At 63.6% G+C, this 11,964-nt stretch carries 8 protein-coding genes; all 8 read left to right on the plus strand.

The window, feature by feature from the left end:
* The first annotated feature begins 624 nt into the window (after positions 1-624).
* The 8 genes from ACIPW4_RS21785 (at position 625) to ACIPW4_RS21820 (ending at position 11,763) form a co-directional block, all read left to right on the plus strand.
* The gene (locus ACIPW4_RS21785) at positions 625-1,941 is read left to right on the plus strand and encodes a nucleotide sugar dehydrogenase (RefSeq protein WP_400661386.1); all 1,317 of its coding nucleotides are present in this window, start codon (positions 625-627) and stop codon (positions 1,939-1,941) included.
* 73 nt (positions 1,942-2,014) lie between these two features.
* A complete protein-coding gene (locus ACIPW4_RS21790) occupies positions 2,015-3,496 on the plus strand; it encodes a glycosyltransferase family 2 protein (protein WP_400661387.1) in 1,482 nt (493 codons plus the stop codon).
* Positions 3,497-3,533: 37 nt separating this feature from the next.
* Positions 3,534-4,700 carry a PilZ domain-containing protein gene (locus tag ACIPW4_RS21795; protein WP_400661389.1) on the plus strand — a complete coding sequence of 389 codons (1,167 nt, stop codon included), beginning with the start codon at positions 3,534-3,536 and terminating at the stop codon, positions 4,698-4,700.
* A 12-nt stretch (positions 4,701-4,712) separates the two neighbouring features.
* A complete protein-coding gene (gene algK, locus ACIPW4_RS21800) occupies positions 4,713-6,140 on the plus strand; it encodes an alginate biosynthesis TPR repeat lipoprotein AlgK (RefSeq protein ID WP_400661390.1) in 1,428 nt (475 codons plus the stop codon).
* A complete protein-coding gene (locus tag ACIPW4_RS21805; RefSeq protein ID WP_400661391.1) occupies positions 6,137-7,615 on the plus strand; it encodes an alginate export family protein in 1,479 nt (492 codons plus the stop codon). The genes algK and ACIPW4_RS21805 overlap by 4 nt, the downstream gene beginning before the upstream one ends.
* 21 nt (positions 7,616-7,636) lie before the next feature.
* On the plus strand, positions 7,637-9,196 hold the full coding sequence (gene algG / locus ACIPW4_RS21810; RefSeq protein WP_400661393.1) for a mannuronan 5-epimerase AlgG: 1,560 nt from the start codon (positions 7,637-7,639) through the stop codon (positions 9,194-9,196).
* A 13-nt stretch (positions 9,197-9,209) separates the two neighbouring features.
* The gene (locus ACIPW4_RS21815) at positions 9,210-10,652 is read left to right on the plus strand and encodes an alginate O-acetyltransferase (protein WP_400661394.1); all 1,443 of its coding nucleotides are present in this window, start codon (positions 9,210-9,212) and stop codon (positions 10,650-10,652) included.
* Between the two features lie 7 nt (positions 10,653-10,659).
* Positions 10,660-11,763 carry a mannuronate-specific alginate lyase gene (locus ACIPW4_RS21820; RefSeq protein WP_400661395.1) on the plus strand — a complete coding sequence of 368 codons (1,104 nt, stop codon included), beginning with the start codon at positions 10,660-10,662 and terminating at the stop codon, positions 11,761-11,763.
* Positions 11,764-11,964: the final 201 nt, after the last annotated feature.

Genomic DNA, 11,964 nt, shown 5'->3' on the forward strand with positions numbered 1-11,964 from the left:
ATTTTGAAAAATATTTTTCCATGATGGCATAAAAACATCTGCGCTCAGGCGCGCCCTTTATATACAGGGGTGAAACCGCGGTGTGCTATCAATTTGAAACTATTTGCCACTGAAGAATTATTTAGAAATCTTTCATCCACCCCGATGCCACCCAGGAACTTAACCCACGACCTATCGCTCATAGTGCCGTAACGAATTTCATGCCACAGCGGCGTACGAGATGACTTACAGATGACAACCAGCCGTTAACGAATACCGGCTTCAACAACTTCTACAGGTGCAACGGGTAAGCCCGACCGCCCTGTATACGCAGGAGCGACGCGCCCTTCAAAATCGTCCTAGTGGTTGATTTCAAAGGATTTATCCACTTGAAAGAACAAGCACAGCAAGGCGCCAAGTAGCGCTCTGCAATAAAGACGGCTGCATTTCAGGGCACGCCTCTTAATAGATGGCCTTTAAATGCCAACTTTGAGTGCATAACTTTTTCGCACTCGATTTATTCATGCCTGCGCTCGGTGAAGTGTGCATTCGCCATGGGATCCGTGCGCCTTAAAACTGTTGTTAATCAACCCAGTCCGGCTCTTCCCGGAGGAGCTGGCGTGATAAACACATGAGGTGATAGCGATGCGTATCAGCATCTTTGGTTTGGGTTATGTGGGTGCGGTCTGTGCAGGCTGCCTGACGGCGCGAGGCCATGACGTGATTGGTGTGGACGTGTCCAAGACCAAGATCGACCTGATCAATCAGGGCAAGTCGCCCATCGTCGAACCTGGCCTGGAAGCACTGCTGCAACAAGGCATCGCCAATGGCCGCCTGCGTGGCACCACCGACTTCGCCGAGGCCATCCGCGCCAGCGACGTGTCGATGATCTGCGTCGGCACCCCGAGCAAGAAAAACGGCGACCTGGGCCTGGAGTACATCGAGTCGGTATGCCGCGAAATCGGCTACGTCCTGCGCGACAGCGAGCGCCGTCACACCATCGTGGTGCGCAGCACCGTGCTGCCAGGCACCGTGAAGAACGTGGTGATCCCGATTCTCGAGGACTGCTCGGGCAAAAAGGCCGGTGTCGACTTCGGCGTTGCCGTGAACCCCGAGTTCCTGCGTGAAAGCACCGCGATCAAGGACTACGACCAGCCGCCAATGACCGTCATCGGTGAACTGGACAAGGCCAGCGGCGACGTGCTGCAAGCCCTGTACGAAGAACTCGACGCGCCGGTCATCCGCAAGCCGATCGAAGTGGCCGAGATGATCAAGTACACCTGCAACGTGTGGCACGCCACCAAGGTGACCTTCGCCAACGAGATCGGCAACATCGCCAAGGCGGTCGGCGTCGATGGCCGTGACGTGATGGACGTGGTCTGCCAGGACAAGGTGCTGAACCTGTCGCAATACTACATGCGCCCAGGCTTCGCCTTCGGCGGTTCGTGCCTGCCGAAGGACGTGCGCGCCCTCACCTACCGCGCCGCGTCCCTCGACGTGCGTGCACCGCTGCTCGACTCGCTGATGCGCAGCAACGAGTCGCAGGTGCAGAACGCCTTCGAACTGATCGAAGCCCACGACAAGCGCAAGGTCGCCCTGCTGGGCCTGAGCTTCAAGGCCGGCACCGACGACCTGCGTGAGAGCCCACTGGTGGAACTGGCCGAGCGCTTGATCGGCAAGGGCTACCAGCTGGACATCTACGACGAGAACGTCGAGTACGCCCGCGTCCACGGGGCGAACAAAGAGTACATCGAGTCGAAGATCCCGCACGTCTCCTCGCTGCTCAATGCCGACTTCCAGAAGGTCATCGACAACGCCGACATCATCGTCCTGGGCAACCGTGACGAGCAGTTCCGCGCGCTCGCCGAGCAAGCGCCGGCCGGCAAGCAGGTGATCGACCTGGTCGGCTTCATGGGCAAACCGACCTGCACCACCAGCCGTACCGAAGGCATCTGCTGGTAAGCCCTCGGCCGGGCAGCGGAGGTTCCCCAGCTCCGCTGCCCACCCTTTCCCGAATTCTCGACGGATGCTGAACATGCAAAGGCTCCAGACAGTGCTGTTGCAGTGCGCCGGTTGGCTGCTCTACATGAGCCTGCTCATGCTGATCGCCCTGGCCCTGCCAGCCGATATCTTCGACTCGCAGTCGAAGCACTTCATCTTCCTGGTCGGCGCAGTCGGCATCTGGCGCTATTCCATGGGCGCCACCCATTTCATCCGCGGCATGATCTTCCTCTACGGCGTTTACCCGTACCTGCGCCGCAAGGTGCAGAAAATGGGCGATGCCGCCGCACCCTCGCATGTCTACCTGATGGTCACCAGCTTCCGTATCGAAGCGCTGACCACCGCTCAGGTGTACAGCTCGGTGATCCGCGAGGCGATCGAATGCGGCTACCCCACCACCGTGGTCTGCTCGCTGGTGGAGATGTCCGATGAACTGCTGGTGAAGAGCCTGTGGGCCCGCTACAACCCGCCCGCACACGTCAAGCTGGACATCGTGCGCATCGCCGGTACCGGCAAGCGCGACGGCCTTGCCTACGGCTTCCGCGCCATCTCGCGGATGCTGCCGGACGAGAACGCCGTGGTCGCGGTGATCGACGGTGACACCGTGCTGGGCGAAGGCGTAGTGCGCAAGACCGTGCCATGGTTCAAGCTGTTCCCCAATGTCGGTGGCCTGACCACCAACGAATTCTGCGAAGTGCGCGGCGGCTACATCATGAGCGAGTGGCACAAGCTGCGCTTCGCCCAGCGCCACATCAACATGTGCTCGATGGCGCTGTCCAAGCGCGTGCTGACCATGACCGGGCGCATGTCGATGTTCCGCGCAAGCGTGGTGACCAACCCCGAGTTCATCGCCGACGTCGAAAGCGACTCGCTGATGCACTGGCGCCTGGGCCGCTTCAAGTTCCTCACCGGTGACGACAAGTCCAGCTGGTTCAGCCTGATGCGCCTGGGCTACGACACCTTCTACGTGCCGGATGCCGCGATCAACACGGTCGAACACCCGCCGGAGAAGAGCTTCCTAAAGGCCAGCCGCAAGCTGATGTACCGCTGGTACGGCAACAACCTGCGGCAGAATTCCCGCGCCCTGGGCCTTGGCCTGCGCCGCCTGGGCCTGTTCACCAGCATCGTGCTGTTCGACCAGCGCGTATCGATGTGGACCAGCCTGCTCGGCCTGACCGTGGCGGTGATCGCCAGCCTCAAGTTCGGCATGGCCTACCTGCTGGTGTACCTGCTGTGGATCGGCATCACCCGCCTGATCCTCACCATCATGCTGCTGTGCTCGGGCCACAACGTGGGCCCCGCCTACCCGCTGATTCTCTATTACAACCAGATCGTCGGCGCGCTGATGAAGATCTACGTGTTCTTCCGCCTCGACAAGCAGTCCTGGACCCGCCAACCGACTGCCCTCAAGCGCGACCTCGCCAGTTTTCAACAATGGTTCAACACCTGGTCCTCGCGGACCATGACCTTCTCGGCTGCCAGCATCTTCGTCGCTGTGCTGTTCATGGTCGTGTGAGCCCAACCCGGATCGGAACTAACAGGAACAAACCAAGATGAATACCGCCGTGAACGTCAACGTCGTGCATGAGTCCGAAGCCCAGCGCCAACACGCCCGGGTGCGCATCCCGGCCAAGCTGCGTTTCCTCGACAAAGAGCGTCAGGCCCACGATGTGAAGGTCGACGACCTCTCCGCCGGTGGCCTGAGCTTCCACACCAAACAGCCACTGTCGATCGGTGAAGTGCTGCGCGGTCGCCTGCAGTTCACGGTCGACAACCTCGGCCTGTCGATGGACATCGAGTTCCAGGTACGCGGCTACAACAGCGGCAGCGGCCGCACCGGCGCGCAGTTCCAGAACCTCGAACCGCGCGACATCGCCACCCTGCGCCACATCATCACCACCCACCTTTCGGGTGAGCTGATCACCGTGGGCGACGTGCTCAGCACCCTGCAGCGCGACAACTTCACCAAGGCGCGCAAGCAGAAGGACGGCGGTTCCGGCCTGTCCGCCTTCGGCCGCCTGAAGGCAGTGACCGTGACCCTGGGCGTGTTCGTGGTCGGCGTGGCCGCCTTCGGCTTCGTCGCCAAGTCGCTGTACGGCATGTACTTCGTCAGCCATGCCGAAGCTGGCGTGGTCGCCGTGCCGACCACCACCGTCACCATGCCGCGCGACGGTACCGTCAACAGCCTGGCAGAAACCGGTGGGCAGATCGTCAAGGGCGCGCCGCTGGCAAGCTTCACCACCAGCATGCTGGACATGCTCAAGGGCAACCTGGACGACTCGCAACTGGAGCCGGCAAAGATCGAGGAGCTGTTCGGCAAGCAGCTCTCCGGCACCCTCACCAGCCCTTGCGATTGCGTGGTAGCCCGCCAGCTGGTGGACGACGGCCAGTATGCCGCCAAGGGCCAGCCGATCTTCCAGCTGGTACCGCGCACCACCACGCCGATGGTCGAGGCACGCTTCAGCTACCGCCAGTTCGACGAGGTCAAGCCAGGCACCCGGGTCAACTTCCAGGTGGCCGGCGAAGACGACGTGCGCACTGGCCAGATCGTCAGCAGCGCCAGCCTCAACAGCGATGACCTGGCCTCCGATATCCGCGTGCAGATCAAGCCCGACAGCGCCATGCCGGCTGAGCTGGCCGGGCGCCCTGCCTCGGTCAACAGCGACCGCGGCCCTTCGCTGAACTGGCTGATCGACAAAGCCGTGGCCCGTGGTCTGTAAGAGGATCAGGTGATGATTTCCCATAAGAAAAGCGCAAGCCTGGGCCTCTGTGCCCTGGCTGCGGCGGTCGCCCTGGCCGGCTGTGCGGGCCTGCCCGACCAGCGCCTGGCCAACGAAGCCCTCAAGCGCGGCGACACCGCGCTGGCCGAGCGCAACTACAAGGCCTTGGCCGACCTGGGTTACAGCGACGCGCAAGTGGGCCTGGCCGACATCAAGGTGGCTACCCGTGACCCGGCGAAAATCCGTGAAGCCGAAGCCACCTACCGCGCAGCAGCCGCCACCTCGCCGCGGGCCCAGGCACGCCTTGGCCGCCTGCTGGTGGCCAAGCCCGACAGCACCCAGGCCGAGCGCGAGGAAGCCGAAACCCTGCTCAAGCTCGCCGCCAAGCAAGGTGAAAGCAACACCCTGATCCCCCTGGCGATGCTCTACCTGACCTACCCGCAGAGCTTCCCCAAGGTCAACGCGCAGCAGCAGATCGACCAGTGGCGCGCTGCCGGCAATCCGGAAGCGGGCCTGGCCCAAGTGCTGCTGTACCGCACCCAAGGCACCTACGACCAGCACCTGGGTGAGGTCGAGAAGATCTGCAAGGCCGCGTTGAACACCACCGACATCTGCTACGTCGAGCTGGCCACCGTGTACCAGAAGCGCGCCCAGGCCGACCAGCAAGCCGCCCTGCTCGGCCAGCTGAAATCCGCCTACGCCCGTGGCGCGGTGCCGGCTACCCGGGTCGACAGCGTCGCCCGGGTGCTGGCTGACCGCAGCCTCGGCCAGACCGACGAGAAAACCGCCAAGGACCTGCTCGAGCAGGTCGCCCCGGCCAACCCGGCCTCCTGGGTCAGCCTGGCGCAGTTGGTTTACGACTTCCCTGAACTGGGTGATACCGACCAACTGATGGCCTACATCGACAAGGGCCGCGAAGCCGAACAGCCGCGCGCCGAGCTGTTGCTGGGCCGCCTGTACTACGAAGGCAAGACCTTGCCCGCCGATGCCGTGAAGGCCGAGCAGCACCTGCAGGCCGCCGCCGACGCTGGGGAAATCAGCGCCCACTACTACCTCGGCCAGCTGTACCGCCGTGGCTACCTGGGCAACGTCGAGCCGCAGAAAGCCGTCGACCACCTGCTCGCTGCCGCCCGTGGCGGCCAGAACAGCGCCGACTACGCCCTCGCCCAGTTGTTCAGCGAAGGCCACGGCATCCGCCCGCAGCCGGGCAACGCCTGGGTGTTCGCCCAGCTGTCGCAGGTCAACCCGACGCCGCAGTCCAGCGAACTGCTGCAACAACTCGACCAGCAACTCACGCCTGACCAGCGCAGCCAGGCGCAGAGCCTGCTGGCGCAGGAGAAGCAGGCCCGCGGCAGCATGAGCCAGGGCGCCAACAGCACCCTGGCCCTCGAGGCCCTGCAAGACGATGAAAAAGAAGTAGAAGGTGAGGACTCGCTATGACGCTCAATCCATTCGTGAAAGCCGGCATAGGCCTGAGCTTCGCCCTGCTGTGGTCTTGCCCGACCCTGGCGGAAATGACCGCTGAAAAGAACTTCGGCCTGGATGTGAAGATCACCGGCCAGTCGGAAGACGACCGTGACCTGGGCACCCGCTCCGGCGGCGACGTCAACGGCCTGGGCCTCGACCTGCGCCCATGGGTGTACGGCGAGCGCGGCAACTGGAGCGCCTACGCCATGGGCCAGGCGGTCGCGGCCACCGACACCATCGAAACCGACACCCTGCGCCAGAACGACGATGGCACCACCACCGACACGGGCGACGACAGCCGCAAGCCCGACAAAAGCTACCTGGCCATGCGCGAGTTCTGGGTCGGCTACAGCGGCCTCACCGCCTACCCGGGCGAGCAACTGCGCTTGGGCCGCCAGCGCCTGCGCAGCGACGACGGCATGTGGCGCGACACCAACATCGAAGCGCTGAACTGGACCTTCGACACCACCCTGCTCAAGGCCGACCTTGGCGTGGCCCAGCGCTTCAGCGAGTACCGCACCGACCTCACCGAACTGGCGCCGGAAGACAAGGACCGCACGCACCTCTACGGCAACGTCGCCACGCAGTGGACCCCTGGCCACTGGGTCGGCGTGCGCGCCCACCACACCCATGACAGCGGCAGCCTGAAGAACCCCGGCGAGACCGTCGACGCGCTGGACAAGACCCGCACCGGCGACCTCACCTGGCTGGGCCTGGAAGCCAACAGCGACGCCTACAACTGGCGCAACGACCACACCGTCAACTACTGGGGCAGCGTCACCTGGCTGACCGGTGACCGCGACAAGCTGAGCACCGAGCTGGTCGGCGACGACCAGGTCGCCACCGGCAAGCAGAGCGGCGACGTCAACGCCTGGGCCACCGACCTCGGCATCCGCCTGCGCCTGGACCCGCAGTGGCAGGTCGGTGCGGCCTACGCCCGCGGCAGCGGCGGCGGTGGAGACGACGGCTCGAACAACTTCGAGCAGACCGGCCTTGAGAGCAACCGCTCCAACTTCACCGGCACCCGCTCGCGCGTGCATCGCTTCGGCGAAGCCTTCCGCGGCGAGCTGGGCAACCTGCAGGCGGCCACCCTGTTCGCCTCCTGGCAGCTGCGCGACGACTACGACGCCAGCCTGATCTACCACAAGTTCTGGCGTGTCGATGGCCACCAGAACATCGGCTCCAGCGGCATCAACGCGGCGGTCGACGACAACGGCGTGAACCGCCAGCTGGTCGACGGCGAAAAAGACCTTGGCCAGGAAATGGACGTGGTCGTCACCAAGTACTTCAAGCAAGGCCTGCTGCCGGCGTCGATGAGCCAGGCGATCGATGAACCTTCCGCCCTGGTGCGCCTGCGCGCCGGTGTGTTCAAGCCGGGCGACGCCTACGGCAAGGAAGCGGACTCGTACATGCACCGCGCCTTCGTCGACGTCATCTGGCGCTTCTGAGGCCGGGAGAGGACCTGAGCAATGAACCTTCACCCGCACATACGTCACAGCCTCCTGGCCAGCGCTCTGCTGCTGGCCAGCGGCCTGGTCGCGGCCGCCGAGCCCCAGGTGATCGCCAAGGAGCTGCAGCAGGCCAAGACCTATACCGTGGCCAGCGCGCCAATCGAGCCGCTGCAGATGGACCCGCCGAAGCTGCCCGACCTGACCGGCTACACCGCCGCTGCAGTGCAGAAGAAGATCGACCGCAGCCATAAGGGCAAGGTCAGCCTGCGCCGCATGTTCCAGGAGGACACCCTCAAGGAATTCGTCGGTGGCGACAACAAGGCCGCCGAATGGGTGCAGCGCCAGCACGGTATTCCCCAGGCGATCTTCGTCGATGACGGCCATGTCGACCTGGTCGAGCTGAGCAAGAAGGTGCCCAAGCAGTACCTCAGCGAAGTCGAGCCGGGTGTTTACCTGGCGCGACTGCCGATCGTGGTCGGGCAGAAGGGCATTCTCGAGATCGACGGCAAGGTCAAGCAGCTGCGCCTGTCCCAGGAAGGCGGTTCGTTCCTGGTCAACGACGGCAAGCTGTTCGTCACCGACACCCAGGTGACCGGCTGGCGCGAGAAGGACAACGGCCCGGCGACCTTCCGCTCGCCCAAGGAATTCCGCCCATTCCTGCTGTCGTGGGGCGGTACCGAGACCTACATCGTCAACACCAAAATGGCCAGCTTCGGCTACGCCAAGTCCAAGTCGTACGGCGTGAGCATCTCGCAGTACACGCCGAACATGGCCAAGCGCATGGGCCGCGCCGAACCGACCGGCTGGATCATCGGCTCGGAATTCAGCGACATGTGGTACGGCTTCTACTGCTACGAGACCTCCGACTTCGTGGTCAAGGACAGCACCTACCGCGACAACATCGTCTACGGCATCGACCCTCACGACCGTTCGCACCGCCTGATCATCGCCGGCAACACCGTGTATGGCACCAAGAAGAAGCACGGCATCATCGTCTCGCGTGAGGTCAACGACAGCTGGATCATCAACAACAAGAGCTATGACAACAAGCTCTCGGGCGTGGTGATCGACCGTAACAGCGTCAACAACCTGATCGCCTACAACGAGATCTACCGCAACCACACCGACGGCATCACCCTGTACGAAAGCGGCGACAACCTGATCTGGGGCAACAAGCTGATCAACAACCGTCGCCACGGCATCCGCGTGCGCAACAGTGTGAACATCCGCCTGTACGAGAACGTCGCCATGGCCAACGGCCTGGTCGGTGTGTACGGGCACATCAAGGACCTGTCCGACACCGACCGCGACATCGCCCTCGACCCGTTCGACACCAAGGTGTCGCTGATCGTGGTCGGCGGCGAACTGGCAGCCAACGGTTCCGGCCCGCTGTCGATCGACTCGCCGCTGTCGGTCGAGTTGTACAAGGTGTCCATGCTCGCCCCGCGCAAAGCCAGCGGCATCAGCCTCAACGGCATCCTCGGCGAGCGCCAGGACGAAATCCTCGACCTGCTGGTGCGCCAGCAGAAGGCCGTGCTGATCGACCCGGTCGAACGCCAGACCGAAATGATCGATTAAGGAAGCCCAGACCATGACTCCACACCTGATGAAACTGCTGGGCCTGTCCGCCGCCCTCCTGGCCATCAGCCAGGGCGTGCGTGCCGACGACGTGAAGGCCCCGACCTTCACCGCCGAGCCTTGCTGCCAGCTGTGCCCCGAGGCGCATGACGCCAGCCGCTACACCACCCGCTACCAGCAGAACTTCACCACGCTGGTACAGGCCCAGGGCGACTGGCTGTTCCGTACCCGCGAAGACCTGCGCACCGAGTTCAACACCACGCCGTCCGGTTACAAGCGCCTGCAGCAGGTGCACGACGCGTTCAAGAAGCGCGGTGTGGAGCTGGTCGTGGTCTACCAGCCCACCCGTGGCCTGGTGAACCGCAACATGCTCAAGCCCGAAGAGAAAGCCGCCTTCGACTACCAGAAGGCACTGGGCAACTACCAGGCCATGCTCAAGCGCTTCGCCAGCATGGGCTACAACGTGCCCGACCTGTCGCCGCTGACCAACGAGCAACTGGCTGCCGCCGACCAGGGCAAGGACTTCTACTTCCGCGGTGACCAGCACTGGACCCCTTACGGCGCCCAGCGCGCCGCGAAGATCGTGGCCGACACCGTGCACAAGATGCCGGCCTTCGAAGGCATCCCGCGCAAGGAATTCGAAACCCACAAGTCCGGGCGCATGGGCAAGACCGGAACCCTGCACAACGTCGCCGGCCAGCTCTGCGGGACCAGCTACGCGGTGCAGTACATGGACCAGTTCGCCACCGAACCGAAAGGCTCGACCGGCGGCGGCGACGACCTGTTCGGTGACAGCGGCAACGCGCAGATCACCCTGGTCGGTACCAGCCACAGTGGCAAGAACTACAACTTCAGCGGCTTCCTCGAGCAGTACATCGGCGCCGACGTGCTCAACGTCGCCTTCCCCGGTGGTGGCCTGGAAGGTTCGATGATCCAGTACCTGGGCAGCGAAGAGTTCCAGAACAACCCGCCGAAGATTCTGGTATGGGAGTTCTCGCCGCTGTACCGCCTCGACCAGGAAACCATCTGGCGGCAGATCCTCGGCCTGCTCGACGACGGCTGCGACGCGCGCCCGGCACTGATGAGCGCCAGCACCACGCTCAAGCCTGGCAAGAACGAACTGATGGTCAATGGCAAGGGCGGCGTGATCAAGGACCTGGTCAACCGCAACCTGCAAATGGACGTGAAGTTCGAGGATCCGTCGGTGAAAGTGCTGCAGGCCACCCTGTGGTACCTCAACGGCCGCCATGAAGACATCAAGCTGGAAAAACCGGAGACCTCCGACACCGACGGCCGCTTCGTCTTCCAGATGCGCGAAGACGAAGACTGGGCCAGCCAGAGCCTGCTGGCCTTCGAGGTCCAGGGGCCGGAAAGCGGCACCCAGAAAGTCGAGGCCAAGCTCTGCAAACGCAACAACTTCGCCGTGCCCGCGCAAACCGCGCAGGCCGGCCAGTGAGGCGACCATGACCATGCTCAAGCGAATCTTCCGCCCAACGCTCCTCGCACTCGCCCTGTTCGGCGGCGCGGCGCATGCTGCGCTGGTGCCACCGCAGGGTTACTACGAAGGGATCGAGAAGCTCAAGACCAGTGATGGCAACTTCCGCTGCGAAGCCCCCCCCAAGCCCTACACCGGCGCGCTGCAGTTCCGCAGCAAGTACGAGGGTTCGGACAAGGCCCGGGCGACGCTGAATGTGGCCTCGGAAAAGGCCTTCCGTAAATCCACCGAGGACATCACCACGCTGGAGAAAGGCGTGAGCAAGATGGTCGGCCAGTACATGCGTGATGGCCGCCCGGCGCAGCTCGACTGCACCCTGACCTGGCTCGGCAACTGGGCCCGTGCCGGTGCACTGCTGTCCACCGACTACAACCACACCGGCAAGTCCATGCGCAAATGGGCGCTGGGCAGCATGAGCGGGTCGTGGCTGCGCCTGAAGTTCTCCAATTCGCAGCCGCTGGCCGCGCACCAGGCCGAGGCCGAGCTGATCGAAAAGTGGTTCGCCCGCCTCGCCGAGCAGACCGTGCGCGACTGGAGCGACCTGCCGCTGGAGAAGATCAACAACCACAGCTACTGGGCGGCCTGGTCGGTGATGGCCACCGCCGTGGCCACCGACCGCCGCGACCTGTTCGACTGGGCCGTGAAGGAATACAAGGTGGGCGCCAACCAGGTCGACGACCAGGGCTTCCTGCCCAACGAGATCAAGCGCCAGCAACGTGCCCTGGCCTATCACAACTATGCCTTGCCGCCACTGTCGATGATCGCCAGCTTCGCCCAGGCCAATGGCGTGGACCTGCGCAAAGAGAACAACTTTGCCCTGCAACGCCTGGGCGAAGGCGTGCTGTACGGCGCGCGCGACCCGCGTCATTTCGCTGAACGTGCCGGCAAGAAACAGGACATGAAGGACCTCAAGGTCGACAGCAAGTATTCCTGGCTCGAGCCGTGGTGTGCGCTGTACCACTGCGTCGGCGACACCCTTGAGCGCAAGCATGACATGCAGCCGTTCAACAGCTTCAGGCTCGGCGGCGATGTGACACGGGTCTACGACCCGAACGCGGAAAGCAAGAAATAGGTGTCGCCTGGGTTGGGGCCGCTTTGCGGCCCATCGCGACACAAGGCCGCTCCTACAGGGACGGCGCTGGTTCTGTAGGAGCGGCCTTGTGTCGCGAAACGAGGGCGAAGCCCTCGCCAGCAATATTGAAGTGACAACGGTTTCCTCCGGTCTTGCGCTGGGGGGTTTGGGGGGCGCTTTGCCCCGGATGCTGTGAACAAT

Origin of the sequence: Pseudomonas sp. NPDC089996, assembly GCF_044748405.1 — a bacterium.
GTDB lineage: Bacteria > Pseudomonadota > Gammaproteobacteria > Pseudomonadales > Pseudomonadaceae > Aquipseudomonas.

What these genes read in the sequence shown, in the direction of transcription:
- ACIPW4_RS21785 (WP_400661386.1), top strand. Translation starts at nt 625, where the DNA reads ATGCGTATCAGCATCTTTGGTTTGGGTTATGTGGGTGCGGTCTGTGCA.
- ACIPW4_RS21790 (WP_400661387.1), top strand. Translation starts at nt 2,015, where the DNA reads ATGCAAAGGCTCCAGACAGTGCTGTTGCAGTGCGCCGGTTGGCTGCTC.
- ACIPW4_RS21795 (WP_400661389.1), top strand. Translation starts at nt 3,534, where the DNA reads ATGAATACCGCCGTGAACGTCAACGTCGTGCATGAGTCCGAAGCCCAG.
- algK (WP_400661390.1), top strand. Translation starts at nt 4,713, where the DNA reads ATGATTTCCCATAAGAAAAGCGCAAGCCTGGGCCTCTGTGCCCTGGCT.
- ACIPW4_RS21805 (WP_400661391.1), top strand. Translation starts at nt 6,137, where the DNA reads ATGACGCTCAATCCATTCGTGAAAGCCGGCATAGGCCTGAGCTTCGCC.
- algG (WP_400661393.1), top strand. Translation starts at nt 7,637, where the DNA reads ATGAACCTTCACCCGCACATACGTCACAGCCTCCTGGCCAGCGCTCTG.
- ACIPW4_RS21815 (WP_400661394.1), top strand. Translation starts at nt 9,210, where the DNA reads ATGACTCCACACCTGATGAAACTGCTGGGCCTGTCCGCCGCCCTCCTG.
- ACIPW4_RS21820 (WP_400661395.1), top strand. Translation starts at nt 10,660, where the DNA reads ATGACCATGCTCAAGCGAATCTTCCGCCCAACGCTCCTCGCACTCGCC.